Source organism: Allobosea sp. 05T433 (assembly GCF_056396065.1).
This window is the reverse complement of record NZ_JBFTKS010000005.1, coordinates 115,562-131,842: the sequence shown is the minus strand read 5'-3', so window position 1 is coordinate 131,842 and position 16,281 is coordinate 115,562. Positions and strand designations below refer to the sequence as shown.

15 protein-coding genes and 1 pseudogene are annotated in these 16,281 nt (G+C 61.7%); 12 read left to right on the top strand and 4 right to left on the bottom strand.

The window, feature by feature from the left end; translation table 11 throughout:
• Window positions 1-54: 54 nt before the first annotated feature.
• Both AC1DGP_RS08740 and AC1DGP_RS08735 read right to left on the bottom strand, forming a co-directional pair.
• Window positions 55-1,704, bottom strand: a complete 1,650-nt coding sequence (locus AC1DGP_RS08740) for a DUF1254 domain-containing protein (protein ID WP_476832011.1) — start codon at window positions 1,702-1,704, stop codon at window positions 55-57.
• Between the two features lie 375 nt (window positions 1,705-2,079).
• A complete protein-coding gene (locus AC1DGP_RS08735) occupies window positions 2,080-2,472 on the bottom strand; it encodes a response regulator (RefSeq protein ID WP_476832010.1) in 393 nt (130 codons plus the stop codon).
• A gap of 239 nt (window positions 2,473-2,711) precedes the next feature.
• On the opposite strand from AC1DGP_RS08735, the gene AC1DGP_RS08730 reads away from it, so the two are divergent.
• A complete protein-coding gene (locus tag AC1DGP_RS08730; RefSeq protein ID WP_441493340.1) occupies window positions 2,712-3,008 on the top strand; it encodes a hypothetical protein in 297 nt (98 codons plus the stop codon).
• 255 nt (window positions 3,009-3,263) lie between these two features.
• Here AC1DGP_RS08730 and AC1DGP_RS08725 read toward each other — a convergent pair.
• Window positions 3,264-3,858 (bottom strand): annotated as a pseudogene (locus AC1DGP_RS08725) (tyrosine-type recombinase/integrase).
• Between the two features lie 408 nt (window positions 3,859-4,266).
• Between AC1DGP_RS08725 and AC1DGP_RS08720 the strand changes: the two are divergent.
• Window positions 4,267-5,346 carry an ABC transporter substrate-binding protein gene (locus tag AC1DGP_RS08720; protein ID WP_476832009.1) on the top strand — a complete coding sequence of 360 codons (1,080 nt, stop codon included), beginning with the start codon at window positions 4,267-4,269 and terminating at the stop codon, window positions 5,344-5,346.
• A gap of 203 nt (window positions 5,347-5,549) precedes the next feature.
• On the opposite strand, the gene AC1DGP_RS08715 is transcribed toward AC1DGP_RS08720, so the two are convergent.
• Window positions 5,550-6,446, bottom strand: a complete 897-nt coding sequence (locus tag AC1DGP_RS08715; RefSeq protein WP_476832008.1) for a LysR family transcriptional regulator — start codon at window positions 6,444-6,446, stop codon at window positions 5,550-5,552.
• A 110-nt stretch (window positions 6,447-6,556) separates the two neighbouring features.
• On the opposite strand from AC1DGP_RS08715, the gene AC1DGP_RS08710 reads away from it, so the two are divergent.
• The 10 genes from AC1DGP_RS08710 (at window position 6,557) to AC1DGP_RS08665 (ending at window position 16,271) form a co-directional block, all read left to right on the top strand.
• Window positions 6,557-7,186, top strand: coding sequence for an RraA family protein (locus AC1DGP_RS08710; protein WP_476832007.1), 630 nt, complete (start codon window positions 6,557-6,559; stop codon window positions 7,184-7,186).
• Between the two features lie 21 nt (window positions 7,187-7,207).
• Window positions 7,208-8,101, top strand: coding sequence for an ABC transporter permease (locus AC1DGP_RS08705; RefSeq protein ID WP_476832006.1), 894 nt, complete (start codon window positions 7,208-7,210; stop codon window positions 8,099-8,101).
• Window positions 8,088-8,903, top strand: coding sequence for an ABC transporter permease (locus tag AC1DGP_RS08700; RefSeq protein WP_476832005.1), 816 nt, complete (start codon window positions 8,088-8,090; stop codon window positions 8,901-8,903). The genes AC1DGP_RS08705 and AC1DGP_RS08700 overlap by 14 nt, the downstream gene beginning before the upstream one ends.
• A gap of 29 nt (window positions 8,904-8,932) precedes the next feature.
• Window positions 8,933-10,012 carry an ABC transporter substrate-binding protein gene (locus tag AC1DGP_RS08695; protein WP_476832004.1) on the top strand — a complete coding sequence of 360 codons (1,080 nt, stop codon included), beginning with the start codon at window positions 8,933-8,935 and terminating at the stop codon, window positions 10,010-10,012.
• The gene (locus tag AC1DGP_RS08690) at window positions 10,009-11,106 is read left to right on the top strand and encodes an ABC transporter ATP-binding protein (protein WP_476832003.1); all 1,098 of its coding nucleotides are present in this window, start codon (window positions 10,009-10,011) and stop codon (window positions 11,104-11,106) included. Before AC1DGP_RS08695 ends, AC1DGP_RS08690 begins: the two co-directional genes overlap by 4 nt.
• Before the next feature lie 18 nt (window positions 11,107-11,124).
• Window positions 11,125-11,928 (top strand): HpcH/HpaI aldolase family protein, encoded by an 804-nt coding sequence (locus tag AC1DGP_RS08685; protein WP_476832002.1) that lies wholly within the window; start codon window positions 11,125-11,127, stop codon window positions 11,926-11,928.
• Window positions 11,925-12,749, top strand: coding sequence for a creatininase family protein (locus AC1DGP_RS08680; protein WP_476832001.1), 825 nt, complete (start codon window positions 11,925-11,927; stop codon window positions 12,747-12,749). The genes AC1DGP_RS08685 and AC1DGP_RS08680 overlap by 4 nt, the downstream gene beginning before the upstream one ends.
• Before the next feature lie 4 nt (window positions 12,750-12,753).
• Window positions 12,754-13,758 carry an asparaginase gene (locus AC1DGP_RS08675; protein ID WP_476832000.1) on the top strand — a complete coding sequence of 335 codons (1,005 nt, stop codon included), beginning with the start codon at window positions 12,754-12,756 and terminating at the stop codon, window positions 13,756-13,758.
• 845 nt (window positions 13,759-14,603) lie between these two features.
• The gene (locus AC1DGP_RS08670; RefSeq protein WP_113514737.1) at window positions 14,604-15,698 is read left to right on the top strand and encodes a TRAP transporter substrate-binding protein; all 1,095 of its coding nucleotides are present in this window, start codon (window positions 14,604-14,606) and stop codon (window positions 15,696-15,698) included.
• A gap of 192 nt (window positions 15,699-15,890) precedes the next feature.
• Window positions 15,891-16,271 carry a porin family protein gene (locus tag AC1DGP_RS08665; RefSeq protein WP_441489206.1) on the top strand — a complete coding sequence of 127 codons (381 nt, stop codon included), beginning with the start codon at window positions 15,891-15,893 and terminating at the stop codon, window positions 16,269-16,271.
• Window positions 16,272-16,281: the final 10 nt, after the last annotated feature.

Below are 16,281 nucleotides of genomic sequence, written 5' to 3'. Positions count from 1 at the left end.
GGCGAACGGGGCCTCAGTGAGCGTGCGAGACTGATCGGAAAACCGATGCAGCGCTCACCTCACCAGTTCGATCTCGCTTGGGCGCCAGGCTTTGGTGAAGAACGGTTCGAGCGGGCTGTAGAGGCGCAGGATCGTGAACCAGCCCTTTCTCGGGTCGGTTTGGACCCAGTTGCCGTCACCAATGCCAGATGGCTTGCTCGGGCCGAAATAGACGGTGGTCGAACCATCGGAATTGGTTGCGGCGGCTGGTGTCGGGTAGCTCTGGCTGCCGGCGCGCGGGTAGCGCTGCGGCGTGTCGAGCATCGACCGCGTCTGATTGTCGTAGACGGTGAAGGACCAGAACTTCCCGGCCGGAATGTCGTTCGGGAGCGTGACCTTGTAGGTCTTGCTGCCGTCGAAAAACTCGCCCGCGGGATCGACGGTCTGGATCAAATACTGCGAGCCAATATCCGTCAGCCGCATGATCATTGCGGGGGTGATGAACGTGTAGCCAAAGAACATCGCCGTCCGCACGTTGAGCGTGCGCGCCCCTGTCGGCGGGTTCGGGGTGATGACGCCGGTCGCGCTGACCTCAGGCGGCGGCGTCTCCATATTGTAGCCGCCGAGGAAGAGCGGGTTGAACCAGGTCGAGTCGGGATAGTAATAGCCGCCGTCGGATGGACGCCATTTGAAGTTCAGGGTGCGGGCCGCGGCATTGCCGATCGCGGCCGCATCGATCAGGATTTTCTTCATCCGTGCGTCAGGATTGAAGGCTTTGCCCTTCACGATTCCGATGGCGGCGAGCGATCCCATGATCTCCGGGTCGAGCGCGCCTGCCGGCTCCTTTTGCACCAGATCGTTGAGCATCTCGAAATAGCTGAAATCGCTCGGCGGCACCGTGTTCATCACCTTGCCGCTGCCTTCGGTGAACGCCACCGGCTCCTTCGGGCGAAGAAACTCCCAATCGAGCTTGTGGTCCGGCGTGCGGGCCAACGTCGCGTTGCCTTCCAGTGCCGAGCCGATGCTCGTGCCGAAACCTCCGGGAAGGTAGGGATAGACCTTGAGCGTCTTCTTGATCAGCGCGACGACCGGCTTCGGGTCGTCTTTTTCGAGGAAGGACCGGCCGAGCAAGGTCGCGCGGGTCGTGCGCATCTTCTGGACATAGTAACCCCCCGCCGGAAGCTCGCCCTTGTAGTCGGGCGGCACGAACAGGTATTTGCCTCCCTCGCCGCGGTCGGGCCCCGGCAGACCGAAGTCGGTCACCCACTGGAACCACATGTCGTCGACCACCCCGAGCGAAAATGGCGGAGTCTCGACGACGATCGGCCCCTTTGTCGCGTCCAGATTGACCCAGAAATAGATCGTGTCCGCATTGGCGGTCAGGAACAGGGACTTGGCGTCCATCAGTTCCGAGAAGATCAGGGCGGTGTTGTTCGGGATACCTGCATCCGCCATGCCCTTGAAAATGGCCGACACCGACGCACCCTGGTAGGCGTTCACGAACGCCTCGACCCCATGCATCAGGTCGAGAAAATCGTAAGCCTTGGCCACCGTCTCCTTGCTCGGCGCACCGTCCTTGTATTGCAACGGGCCGATGCTCGAATCGACCTTGTCCGGGGTGCTGATCGTCGGAGGCGTCGGGGGCGCCGTCTGGGCTGCCGGCAGGTGGGGGAACACAAACGTGGCGCATATCGCGGCTGCTGCAACAATGCCGATCCGCATCATCAGGCTCCTCCATGGATATGTCAGACGGGGACTTGCGTTGGACGTTACCTACCGGCTGGGGGCGGCGAAACTGTCCCTGGGGCCAGTGGCGACCGACGGCGGATGTGGATCAAAGTAAAATTATCAATATTCGCAGCAGTTTGCTGCTCTATGTGGGTCATCATAGCCAGAGGCTTGCAAGGAAAACCTTAAGTGAGGCCTGCAAGGAAGTCTATCGGTAGAGCGCGACGTCCGCCCGCCTGAAACCGGACCTTCCGAATGGCCACCGAGGGGAGAAACGCGGACATGACGTCAGCCTCCTAGACTTCTGCTTCCACCCAAGTTGAACGTTGACCGGTGGGGCGTGGGAAGACCCGAAATTAGCCTATTCCAGATTCACCGAACGCCGCGCTGATAACCTAGCGGGGGCTTCCAAGTGTTCGTGGCGTTCCTGTCTGGTCGGAGGGCAATGGTTATCGCGTCGAATAGAGCCGAATTCTGCAGAGGTTTCGAGAGAATGGCGATAATATCCGAATGGTGAGCCCACTCCTGATCCCCATCGTGCGCGGTAATGACGATCGTCGGGATATGGATGTTGGCCTCGATCAAGCGATGGTGAAGCTCAGGGCCGGTCATGCCCGGCATCATTACGTCGAGGATGAGGCAGGCGGGTGTCCCGTCGGAAAAAGCCGCGAGAAAATCGTAAGCTGATTTGAATATTTTCGTCTCGTAAGCGTGAACTCTCAATGTCCGGCTCAGGGATTTCAACACGGACGGCTCGTCGTCCACGATAGCGATCCAGGATAGACCTTGCCCCATGGAGCGGAGGCTGACGCAGTTCTTGCTTATTGTCTACCGAACTGTTGGATCGTATGTGAACGATAGTCGAGACGAGCGCAGCTTCCTACCCCACCCATCTCGGCCTCACACCGCATCCCGCGCGCGGACCTTAGGGACAATAGTGGGAACAGCGCGTTAGTGGCAGCATTGTCCAGCAGGAATTGACTTCCCTATATTCCTTGAGAGCGATGTCCAAGCTGGTTGAGGCCTTGGCCATGACGCTGACCCAGAGGCGCGGTCGTGCACGTTTGATGCTGCGCTTGCCTCATTGGCGTGTCGCCTTTGATCAGAGCCGCGATCCGGCGTTTCTCGATATCTGCGAGGCGTACGAATTGACATGCAATGGGCTTGAATTCTGGCGCAGTTCGGACGCGCCCACACGCTCTGAACGGATTGCGGAATACCACGAGCTGGCAACCTCATTGGAATTGGACGCGGAGGCCATGGCGACCGCCTGGACGAAAATCGGAGAACACGATTGTTGAACTAGCTCAGCGCCAACAATCTAGAGATCGCCGCGGCTGTCTGGCCATCGGGCCCAAATTACATGCATCGTCGAAGGTCCCCTAAGGAGCTACCGAGACCGCCCCAAGGCTGTCCGTTCCTGGGCAACCCCTCAATGTCGGAAGTTGTTGCGGAAGAGACGTGAGACAGGCGCGCGGCCAACTTCCGCTTCCCACCCAAGTTTGCCGTTGACCGAAGGGCGGAACTGGCACGGCGGGAGCCCGCCGTGCCAAAGCTCATAGGTCCGTTTGCTCCGAAAGGAGAAGCGCGTCGTCAACCTCGATACCGAGGTAGCGCACGGTGCTTTCCAGTTTCGTGTGACCTAGAAGAAGCTGGCAGGCGCGCAAATTGCCCGTGCGCTTATAGATCAGCGCAACCTTCGTTCGCCGGAGACTGTGCGTCCCGTAGAGCGCTGGATCCGCGGCCGTACTGGCGCGTTGTAATGTGATCGCCGTGCCGGCTACGGCTAGGAAAAAGCCAGTCGTCTTCACGAGAACCTCGCTTTCTAAGCCAGGCAGTAAGTGCTTCGCGGGCTGAGTCCGTCAGTTCGAATGGTACCGGCCGCCCCGTCTTCTGCTGAACGATCGCGGTTCGGAGGCGAACGGTGCCTCCGAGGACGACATCGCCGACACGAAGGCGAACGAGATCGCACCCGCGCAGCTTGCTGTCGATCGCAAGATTGAACATGGCGAGATCGCGGGTTCGCCCCTCATGCTGAAGCCGGGTTCGCAACGCCCAGATGTGCTTTGGCTTCAGAGGCGGCTTCGGTCCGATGATGCGCCTGAGGTTCCACGCATTACGAGGCAGTTGGTTCTGCGCCTGGATATCCATGGCAGATCCCCTTCTTGGGATGCCGCATCCTGGAAAATTCTATCAAATGCGGACGGGTCTCTCACGCCTCGTGGTGAAAACCGCGGGGAGGAGCGCAGCTTGCGCCAAATGCAGAAATTTGGCGCCCTGCCCGATACCGGACATTCCAGCACATTGACCGCTCCGCCTTTGGCCACAGGCCTAGAGTTTCGTTTTTAAGCTTGCATTCAGCCGGCACCCAATCCGGAATTCTACCGCCACTCAAGAACAGCGGCGCCTGGCGCGTGAATATGGCCACGGTCGACCGAATTGGTACCTAGTCTCCGACCGGAAAATATCGACAGTTTCAAAGTCTTTTATTTCGCTTAAAATCGCCCTTCCACCCGCGCAAGATGCCTCGTCCGAGAACCTGAAACTCAAGGGAATGGCATGTTTGGCAAGGAAGCGCGTGAGCCGACCCGACGGGGGCTGCTGAAGACATCCGGAGCTGCATTGCTGACGCTTCCATTCCTGTCGCGACGCGCTGTCGCCCAGGACGCGATCTTTCTGGTCTCGGTTCCCGACGCCGCGCTGGAAAAATTCGTCATCGATGACGTCGCTCCCATCATGAAGAGCCGATATGGCGCGACGATCCGAACCCGGACGGCCGCCTCCTCGGGGGCCTTGTCGACGCTGCGGGCGCAACGGCGCGCCCCAACGCTGATCGCCACGACATTGGACCAGAGCTATGCCATCCAGGCGCTTCAGGAAGATCTGGTCGAGCCGGTGTCGGTGGGACGGGTCCCTCATCTCGCCGACGTGACGGGCAAGGCGAAGGTCGCCGACGACAGCATTGTAAGCTTTATCCTGAGCGTCGACACGCTTTGCTACAACACGAATGCCTGGCAGGGGGCGCCGAAAAGCTATCGGGAGGTTTTCCAGGATGGCCCGATGTCGAAAGCCGCGATCCCCTCGCCGAGCGGCGGGATCGGTTTCGAGTTTCTGGCGATCCTCTCATCGATGGCGACGGGCAAGCCGCTCGGCGAGGCGGCGCTGGAGCCCGAGGCCGGCATCGACTATCTCGCGCGGTACCGCGACAAGTTCGGGATGATTTACGCGCGCACGCAGGAGATGATGCCGCTGCTCGCGAATGGCGACATGTCCTCATGTTTCACGAAAACGCGGTTCCTGGCGGACTGGATAGAGCGAAAGGCCCCCGTCGACTGCACCGTTCCCCAAGAAGGAGCCTTCTACAGCCTCAACTGCCTGTTGCCGGTCAAAGGCAGCCCCAGCCTGGACATGGGCATGGCCTTCATCGACGTCATGCTCTCGCCGGCGATTCAAAGCCGGCTGGCTTCGAAGATCGGCTCGGCACCGGTCAATCTGAAGGCCGAGAGCAAAATTCCCGATGCCTTGAAGAACGTCGTGCCCACGCCGGCGCAGATCGACGGTCTCTCCCTGCTGCCGGACCTGACGCCCGAAAGGGTCGCTTCGGTGGCCAAGATGTTCAATGCGAAGATCGCTCGCTAGAGACTGTTAGGAACCTGATGGGCCGTTCCGCTGGGTTTATCGTCATTCCGGACAAGCGGCGAAGCCGCGCAGCTCCGGAATCCATCGTAGAGCGCAGGCCCTACGATGGATTCGGGCGTTCCGCTGCGCTCCAGCCGGAATGACGAGCCCCATGGTCCCTGACGGCATCCGGACGCGGCCGAAGACGCTCGACATGCCTTCGGTTACTGGAAAGCGCCTTCGCCGATGATGCTGGCGACGATGTCGGTCGCCTTGATGATGGTCGGGTCGGTGACGGTCCTGTTGCAGAAGACGGCATATTGCAGCGTTGGAGGCTTGAACTTCGTCTCGATGATCTGCAGTTCGCCGGCCGCCAGCTGGGCCCGGCAGTAGGCTGGAGGCAATGCCGCCGCACCCAGGCCGACGATGGCGAATTCGCGGAGCACGGAGAGATTGGACGCGGTCAGGATGCGGGAGGGATAGAGCCCGTGTTGGTGAAAGAAGCTGATGATCGCCTCATGGAACAGGGACATGTTCGGCTGGAGCAGCAGCGGCAGTTCGGCAAGCTCGGCCAGTGAATCGACCTTTCCCCTCGGCAGCAGCCCCGGACTGCAAATCCAAGTCGGGCGGCTCTCGGTCAGGATCGTGCAGTTGAACTCGCCCGCGCGCATCGGCAATGACGGGCAAATGATGAGATCGAGCATCTGGTCGCGCAATCCCTGCACCAGAATGTCGTTCCAATCGACTGTGGGGTCGATCTGCAGGCCTGGAAAAGCTGCACCGATCGCCTCCATCAGCTGCTTCAGATAAAGCGAGGCGACCAGCTCGGTGATGCCGAGACGCAGCACGTTGCCGTGTTTATGGGTCGGCTTGGTCAGCCGGAAGATGTCGGCTCGCGTATCCAGCAGCTTCTCACACAAAAGCAGGATCTGTCGCCCCTCGGCGCTGGCAACGAGCGAGCGTCCGTCGCGCTCGAACACACGCATGCCCAGCGCGGCTTCGAACTCCTGAAGGCGCTTGGAGACGGTCGACTCGGTCGTGTGGAGCCGTTCGGCCGCCTTCACGATCCCGCCCAAGCGAACGACGCTGTGAAACGCCTCGACCTGTTTGAAGGTAATCACGGGCTCCTCCAATATTGGAAAAATACGACATCGATACTGCTAATTATTTCGCTTTCTTATGTTTGTGAGCGGGCTCAGGATGACTGTCAACAGCCAGCCAGGAGCACGACGTGAGCTCAGATGCTTTGATCCGCGATTTTTCCGGCCTGTCCACGACCGTGATCAGCGACAACCTCGACAGGTTGCGAGGGGCGGTCGGCCTTAGGCCGCTGCATGGTTCCAAGCCGGTCGTCGGCCGGGCCTTCACCGTGCAGACCCGTCCCGGCGACAACCTCTTCGTCCATCTTTCGCTCGATCTGGCCAAGCCGGGCGACATCATCGTCGTGGACGGAGGAGGGCTCGAAACCGGCGCCCTCATGGGCGAGATCATGATGCGCTATGCCCAGAGCAAGGGTATTGCCGGTTTCGTCATCGACGGCGCCGTTCGCGATGCGGCCGCGTTCGTCGAGGCTGAGTTCCCTTGTTTTGCCCGGTCGACCTCGAACCGCGGCCCGCACAAGAACGGGCCCGGCACCGTGCGGCAGCCGATCTCGGTCGGCGGAATGGCGGTGCAGCAGGGTGACATCATCGTCGCGGACGTCGACGGTGTGGTCGCGATCCGTCCGGACGAGGCGGAGCATGTGCTCAAGCAGTCCACTCAGCAGCTCGCCAAGGAACGGCAATTGCTGGAGGACATCGCCGAAGGCCGTTTCGACAGGCGATGGCTCGCTGAACTGATCGAACTCCACGGCGAACGATAGAGCTCGGAGGAGCGCTGGATCATGGCCTCGACGCTTAAGACATCCTCGCGAGGAACGAAAACCTTCCTGTCGGGCTCGGCCGCTCTGGTTCTTCCGGCCATCCTGCTGTTGCTCGTCACCTACATCCTGCCTTTGCTTCAGGTCCTTAGGCTGAGCGTTTCGTCGGCGGATCCGAGCGTGCTGGACGGGGCCGGTTTCACGCTGCGGCACTATTTCGAGTTCTTTGCCGATCCGACATCGCTGCGGGTGATCTGGCGGTCGCTCTGGATCTCGCTCGTGAGCGCGCTCATCGCGCTGGTGATCGCCTATCCCTATGCAATCACCCTTGCGAAGAGCGGGCCGGTAATGCGGCGCGTTCTGGTCTCGTTGGCCCTGCTGCCCATGACGACCAGCGGGGTGGTGCGAGCCTATGGCGTCATCATGGTTCTGGGCCGGGAGGGCCCGCTCAACAATCTTCTGATCGCCCTGGGCATGGTGTCCCAGCCCGTCCAGTTCCTGTATGGGCCGGCGGCGCTCATCATCGGCAATATCTACTTCGTGCTGCCCTTCGTGATCTTGCCGCTGGCGGCGGGAATAGCGCGCCTCGATGGACGGTTGCTCGACGCCGCGTCGACCCTGGGCGCAACCAAATTCAGCATCAACCGCACGATCACCTTGCCCTTGCTGATCCCTGCGATCGCCGCAGGCTCGATCGTCGCTTTTACGTTGAACATGACGGCCTTCGTCACGCCGGGCCTGCTCGGTGGGCAGGGCTATCTGATGCTCACGACCCTACTCGGGCAGCAGATGTTCAATCTCGCCAACTGGATCACGGGTTCGGTGATCGCCGTGGTTCTGCTCGTGATCGTGATCGTCACCATGGCCGCCTACCAGGCGTGGCTCGACAGGAAGGCAGGGTTCTATGCGCCAAGATAGCCGCAAACGCCCCCTGGCCGGGGCCTCTGGCAGCGACCTGCTGCGCTACGCCGCTACGCTGTTCGGCGCCGTGGTCCTGGTGCTGCCCATGCTGGCCGTGATCGTCTCGTCTTTCGGGGAGACGGCCTATGCACGCTTTCCGCCCCAGGGCTTCACCTTTCACTGGTACACCGCGTTCGGCGAAGTTCCGGGGCTGGTGGATTCGCTGGTCTACAGTCTGAAGCTGGCGCTCATCGTCACGGCGATCTCGGTGGCGCTGGCCCTGCTGAGCGCGATCGGATTGACGCTGCGCATCATTCCCGGCCGCGCGCTCATCACCAGCTTCCTGATGCTGCCACTCGTGCTGCCCTCGATCGTGGTCGGCCTGGCGCTGATGCTCTTCTTCAGCGCCTTTTGGACGGCGGACTACTTCACTGGCCTGGTGATCGGCCATCTCGTGATCAGCTTCCCCTATGCGCTGCGCAGCATCCTGCCTGCTTTGGAGACCTTCGACAGGAACCTCTGGGCGGCCAGCCGTACCCTGGGCGCCAATCCGTGGCAGGCCTTTCGCACGATCCTGGCCCCGATTGCGATGCCGAGCGTCCTTTCAGCCGCGCTGTTCGCCTTCCTGATTTCTTTCGACAACTACAACGTCTCCGCGTTCCTGCAGGACCCGCTGACACCGCCCCTGCCGGTGGTTCTCTACAACCAGGCGGAACAGGCACTCAGCCCAGTGCTGATGGCCGTCTCGTCCGCCTTGATCTTCTTCTCCGCCGTGTTGGTCGCCCTGTTCGGCAAGTATCTGGTCAGCACCGGCAAGTGACGATTTCCATAAAAAAAAGGGGAACTGAAATGACCATCGCGACAAAGGTGACGCCATCGCGCCGAACCATTCTGAAGGCAGGAGCGGGCGGTTTGGCCATGCCGTTCCTCGGCAGCCGGGCGTTCGCCCAGAAGGTGTCGCAGGTACTGGTGACTTTGCCTGACGCCTCGATCGAAAAACTCGTCCTCACCAAGGTCGCTCCGATCCTGCGGGACAGGTTCAAGGTCGAGTTGAAGACCCAGCAGGCTTCATCATCGCAAGTCTTGTCCACCATGCGCGTGCAGCGCAACCGACCGACGATCCTGGCTGCGACACTGGATTTGAGCTTCGCGATTCAGGCTCTGGACGAGGGCCTTGCTGAGCCTGCAACCGTCGCCAACATTCCCAATCTGGCGGATGTCATTCCCAAGGCCTTCGCCGCGAACGGCAATATCGTCAGCTTTATTCTCAGCGCAGATACGCTGACTTACAACACGGCGATCTGGACTTCGCCTCCCAAGAGTTACACCGAGATCTTCGATCCAGCCAAGGTGAGAACCACGGCCGTGCCGGCAGCCGGATCGAATATCGGCCTCGAGTTTCTTGCCGCCGCATCGGCTGCCAGTTCCGGCAAAAGCATCACAGAGGCGATGAACGATCTGGAAGCGGGCGTGCGCTATCTCGGCCGGTTCCGCGACCAGATCAAGATGATCTACAACCGTTCGCAGGAGGTCATGCCGCTTCTAGCCAATGGCGATGTCGGCGTGTGCTTCAACAAGACCCGCTTCATGACGGACTGGATCGTCCGGGGCGCACCGCTCGACTGCATCGTGCCGACGCAAGGTGCGTTCTACAGCCTGAACTGTCTGGTTCCTGTGAAGGGCTCTCCCGTTCCGGAGATCGCCAACGCCTATATCGACATCATGCTGTCGCCTGAGATCCAGGGGCTCTGGGCATCGGAGATCGGCTCGGCGCCGGTCAACCGGAAAGCCGTCGTCAATATTCCAGAAGCGATGAAGCGCATCGTGCCCACCCCGGAGCAGATCGAGAAACTGGCTCTGCTGCCGGAACTGCCGCAAAAGCAGATCGCCGAGCTGACCAAGCTCTTCAACAGCGAAGTCGCGCGATGACGTCGCCGAAGAGCTCTCTCCCTGCTCTGGAACTCCGGAACCTCGTCGCCTCCTATGGCGGCGCGCCGGTGGTCAATGGCATCGACCTCTCCGTCGCTCCCGGCGAGTTCATCTCCCTGCTGGGCCCGAGTGGCTGCGGGAAATCGACCACGCTGCGGTTGATCGCAGGGCTTGAGAACCCGCTGAGCGGCGAGATCGTCGTCAACGGCAAGACTCTCAACGGCGTGCCGCCGCATCGCCGCGAAATGGGCGTCGTCTTTCAGGATTACGCGCTTTTTCCGCATATGACCGTGTCGCGCAACATCGGCTACGGACTCGAGATGCGCGGCAGGGCGAGCAGCGAGATCGCGCAACGCGTCGCCGAGATGATCGAGCTCGTCGGGTTGTCGGGCTTCGGCGACAGGCTTCCGGGCGCCCTCAGCGGGGGGCAGCGCCAGCGTGTCGCGCTGGCCCGGGCCCTGGCGCCCAAGCCCGCCCTGTTGCTGCTCGACGAACCGTTTGCGGCCCTCGATCGTCACCTTCGGGTGCGGATGCAAACGGAGCTGCGGCGGATTCAACGCCTGATGGGCGTCGCGACGATCTTCGTGACGCATGATCAGGAAGAGGCTCTGGCCATGTCGGACCGGATCGCCGTGATGTCCACGGGCGTGTTCGCGGATGTGGGCGACCCCCGGCGAATCTACATGAAGCCGGCCTCCCGCTTCGCGCTGGATTTCATCGGCGGTTCGTCGGCGCTGCCGGTCGTCGTCGAAGAGGTCGGCGAGACGGAACATCGCTGCCGGGTCGAGGCCACTGGCGAGATCGTCATCGCCGGCCAGTCCCTCGACTATCGGCCGTCCGCCGGCGCCAGGGCGCTGCTGGCGCTTCGTGCCAATCAGATTCGGCTACGGGACGCGGTCGCACCCGGCGAGAACGGCTGCCGCGTGCAGATCAAGGACAGCGTCTTTCTCGGGACCTCGACCGAGTACGCGCTCGATCTTGGGGGTGTGTCGCTGGAAGCGATGCTGCCCGCCTCGGACCCGGCCATCGCTCCATCCGAGTCGAAGTTCGCCTGCTGGTCCAAAGCCGATGGCTGGCTGGTTTCAAGAAATTAAACGAGAAAAGGAAAGACGATGCCCGTCCCATTCAGTAATTCGCTCAAACAGAAGCTGGCGCAGGGCGCGACCTGCTTTGGTGCCGTCATGCGGCTGCATTCGACCGAGATCGTCGAGATGGCTGGAATTGCCGGTTGCGACTACGTCGTCGTCGATGCCGAGCATGAGCCGTTCACGGTGCGGGAGGCCGCCGAGCTGGTCCGGACGACCCTGCTGTGCGGCATGACCCCGATCGTGCGGATCGGCCGGTCTTCGATGCATATGATCGATCCAATGCTGTCGGCCGGCGCTCAAGGCTTCAACCTCGCGCGGGTCAAGACGGCAGCCGACGTGCGCGAACTGACGGACGCCCTCTATTATCACCCCAAGGGGACGAGGACTGTCTATGCGCTCGGCCGCTCCGGACGCTTCGGTTTTGAGACCGAGGAAGACAACTGGATGAAAGAGGTGAACGCCCAGCTTCTGGTCGGCGTGATCGTCGAAGAGGCCGAAGCCGTCGACAATCTCGATGCGATTCTGGCCGAACCGCTGCTCGACTTCGTCGATTGCGGCGCCAAGGACCTCCGCCAATCGATGGACATGCCACCGATGAGCGAAGTGAAGGCGATCGAGGCCTCGATTTTCGCACGGGCGAAGGCCGCCGGCAAATTCACCGGCCACAGCGTCCAGGGCCACCTGCCCGACGAGGCGGTCTACAGGTCCTTTGCGAAGGGCGGCGGCGTGATGCTCAACGCGACGCCGAGCGGCATCATCATGTCGGCCCTAGCGGCCCAGGCCGCGCTGGCCAAGAAGGTCTCGGCAAAGCAGGAGAAGGCGGCGTGAAAAAGACCTCGCTCTCCCATCTCACCAATATCGAAGCCCTGAGCGCGGCCCAGTCCGGCAGCCTTCTGCTGCTGCCGATCGGCACGGTGGAAAGCAACGGGCCGCATCAGCTGCTTGGATGCGACTTCATCATTGCCGAAAAGCTCGCTCTCGCCGTTGCGGCGCGCACGAACGCTCTCGTTATGCCGACCCTGCATTATGGGCTGTCGGAAATGCACGATTCCTTGCCCGGCACCTTCACCTTGTCGGAACCCCTATTCTCGCAGCTCGTCGAGACAATCGTGCGCGAGGCGGCCAGAAACGGTTTCACCAAGATCGTCATGTTCAATTGCCATCGGCAAAACATCCAGCCGCTGGAAATCATCGGACGCAAGATGCGGCGCGAGGCCCTGGCGGATCTGGCGCTGCTCGATCCCTTGGAAATCACCCGCGACGTCGCCGGCGAAGCGTTCAAGGGCGACGGCAAATGGGCCACGGGCCATGGCGGCGAGCCTCTCATGTCCCTGATCGCTCATCTTCAGGGCGATGATATCAGGCTCGATGCGCGGTTCCCGCCGGGGCTCAACAGCGTCRCCGGGCTGCAGCCGCTGGGATCGTCGAAATTCGCCTTCAAGGCGAGCAAGGTCGGGCTGTTTCCCCTGTCGAAGGAGGTCAACGCCAGCGGCGCCTGGGCCGACGTAACCAACAGCAGCGCCGAGCGCGGCCGGGAGGCTTTTGACAAGCTTTGCGACTATGTCGTGGAGTTCGTCGAGATGTTCGGCACCACCGATATCCTGGCAGCTGCCGATCAGGCGGCGCGGCCATCGGCGCGGGCGGGATAGGCCCGTGACTTCGCCCGATCAGGATCTCGCCGGCAAGGTTGCCATCTTCGCGTTGGGCGGAACCATCGCCATGGTGCCGGGGGCCAATAGCGGAGCCGTCCCGCGGCTCGATGCGAACGATCTGGTCAAGGCCGTTCCCGCTTTGGCGGCCTTCGACATCGATGCGGTGAGCTTCAGGCAGAAGCCTGGTGCCCACCTGACATTCGACGATATCGAGAGCCTCGCCGGTCAGATCGAAAAGGCCTGCGAGCGCGGGGCGGCAGGTGTCGTCGTCACCCAGGGAACCGACACGATCGAGGAGGTCGCCTTTGCCCTCGATCTGCTCCTGAGCCTGCCTCAGCCCGTGGTGGTCACGGGAGCGATGCGCAATCCCTCGCTGCCTGGGGCGGACGGGCCTGCCAACCTGCTCGCTGCCGTTCAGGTTGCCCGCTCGCCCGTCGCGCGCGATCTCGGCGTCCTCGTCGTCTTCAATGACGAGCTTCACGCTGCGCGTTTCGTGGCCAAGCAGCACACGACCAGCGTGGCCGCTTTCGTCTCGCCAAACGCGGGCAAGATTGGATGGCTGTCGGAAGGCATGGTCATCCTTCCTCTGAGGCTTTCCCGGGGGCCCTGCATCGGGCGCCTTGCGGAGGTGCGATCCGCCCATGTTCCGCTTGTGACGCTGACGCTCGACTTCGATATCCGCAGTCTAAAGGCCGTGGCGGAAGCGGGCATCGATGCTCTTATCGTCGACGCACTCGGAGGCGGTCATTGCGGCCCCGATGCAGGCGCGGTGCTCGCTAGCATCGCCACCGAAAAGCCTGTAATTTTGGCGTCTCGCGCTGGGGCTGGACAAGTGCTGCGCAACACCTACGGCTTTCCAGGCAGCGAGATGGACCTGCTGGGAAAAGGCCTTGTCGGCAGCGGCTGGCTCGACGGGAGAAAAGCTCGGATTCTGACAGCGCTGGCTATGAGGCACGGCGCGTCGGCACAGCGGGTCGGCGACCTGTTTACGGCATTTCGTGGCTAGCAGGAGTCTGGATCGCCTATCCAAACAAGGCAAGATTGAAACGGCACGCCGGCGTCGCCCACACAGGCTGCGAGTGGCATGCCTCTAGATTTCACGGTCGGATCGAACTGGAATCACTCGGGAGGCGTGCGTCCTATAAACGGATTTTCAGAAACTCCTTAGGATCACGTCCCACCGAAGGCATATTTAGGTGTTTGCCCAGTCGATTTGCCGGGAGGCCGACCTCAGCGAGGACTCGAATGCGTCAGCCTCGCCTTTGCCGCTGCAACGCCAGTTAGACTGCCCGAAACCGGACGCTACGAGAGTCGGCAAAGGGCCAATGTCGCCCGTTGGCCAGTTTACGAACTGCCCACCCGAAAGCGGGCTCCCCGGATGTCGGCAAAGGCCTCTCCTGCACCTAGCCCCCACGACGCGTGCCAACGTTCTAGGTGACCTCTCCGAGAGTGCATAACGAGTGAAAAAGGGAGGGCGTGGTTACGCCACGCCCTCCCTTTTAGCTATGTACTTCGATGTATGTTCGCATCGCAGGGGGATATCGCCCAAGCCTTTGGTAAAATTGATCTATCACCTAAACGCGCACGAAGTATGCATGCTTAGGGTATAAGTCGGTGAGCCGGGCTTTTTCTTTGGTCGTTCGCGCGAGATCGGTCTTCCCTTCGGGGCAGGCGGGCCGGTCTTGTTTGACGGAACTCGCTTTCCCCTGCGACGAAAGTACTATCCTGCAAAAAATGCATAGGGGGCATGCTTTCCACTTGCGCGGATCACAGGACCTGCTTTTCTGGAGCGCGCGCGCAAAGCCGGATCAACCGGTGCCGCTGAACGTCTCTGAGGGGAGAAAAATCCAGATGAAGCGTCGCCATTTCTTGAAGGTTGCCGGGGCGGGGGCTGCCGCTGGCGCCATTGCCAGCCCGGCCATCGCCCAGCCTATGCCTGAGCTGAAATGGCGAGTGACCTCGTCATTCCCGAAATCCCTCGACACGATCTACGGCGCTTCCGAGATTCTCGCGAAGGCCGTGTCGGAAGCGACCGACGGGAATTTCCAGATCCAGGTCTTCGCAGCCGGCGAAATCGTTCCCGGCCTGCAGGCCGCCGATGCGGTGACCAATGGCACTGTCGAGATGTGCCACACCGCTTCCTATTACTATGTCGGCAAGGATCCGACCTTCGCCTTCGGCACTGCGGTGCCGTTCGGCCTCAATGCGCGCCAGCAGAATGCCTGGTTCTACCATGGCGGCGGCAATGAATTGCTCAACGAATTCTACAAGAAGCACAACATCTACGCGATTCCCGGTGGCAATACCGGCTGCCAGATGGGCGGCTGGTTCCGCAAGGAGATCAAGACCGTCGCCGATATGCAGGGCGTGAAGATGCGCATCGGCGGCTTCGCCGGACAGGTCATGAGCAAGCTTGGCGTCGTGCCGCAGCAGATCGCCGGTGGCGACATCTATCCGGCGCTGGAAAAGGGCACGATCGACGCGGCCGAATGGGTCGGCCCGGCCGATGACGAGAAGCTTGGCTTCAACAAGGTTGCGCCGTTCTATTACTATCCGGGCTGGTGGGAAGGCGGCGCTGCGCTGCATTTCTTCATCAACCAGGCGAAGTGGGAATCGCTGCCGAAGGTCTACAAATCGGTGCTGACCACGGCGGCGGCACTGGCGAATGTCGACATGCAGGCCAAATACGATGCCAGGAATCCCGCGGCCCTGAAGCGTCTCGTCGGCGCCGGTGCACAATTGCGACCGTTTTCGCAGGAGATCATGGAAGCCTGCCTCAAGGCATCCAAGGAGGTCTATGCCGAGACCTCAGCCAAGAACCCCGACTTCAAGAAGGTCTATGAGGCGATGTCGGCCTTCCGCGGCGACGAATATCTCTGGTTCCAGATCGCCGAATACAGCTTCGACAATTTTCTGATCCGCGCGCGCGCGGCCAACCAGCTCTGAAGAGAGCGACCCGCCGGGAAACCGGCGAACTCGATCCCTGTCGGACCCCGGCCGCGAGGCCGGGGTTTTTCGCATCCGCCGGGCATGCCAATGGGGCGGCGGCCGGCCATTGCTTTGCCGCGCTTGCGGGCTAGACTCAGGGCTGGTCACGCCTTGCGCGCCGCTTGCGCATTTGTTCGGGAAGTCTTGCGAATGCCGCGTCTGATTGTCGGTCTGCTCGCCGTGTTCGCTGCAACGGTCCCCGCCGCGGCTCAGTCGATCGGCGAGCCCCTCCCTGGCCGCGGCGTCCCGTCGGCCAAGCTGCCTGCACCCAAGCTGGATAAGGCGACGCGTCCCTGCCCGGAATATGGCCCCGGCTATGTCAGGGTCGATGGTTCCTCTTTCTGCGTGCGCGCGGGCGGCTCGGTTCGGGCCGAATTCGGCAAGCGCTCCGATAATCGCTATGGCTCTGCCGTCGGTGCCACGGCCCAGCTCGAGGCACGCGGCGAGTCCACCCTCGGGCCCGTGCGCGCGATCGTCCGCGGCAAGGTTCAATCCGACCGGGGCTTGTTCGGCGACAGCTTCTATCGCTGATCCCAAGCGC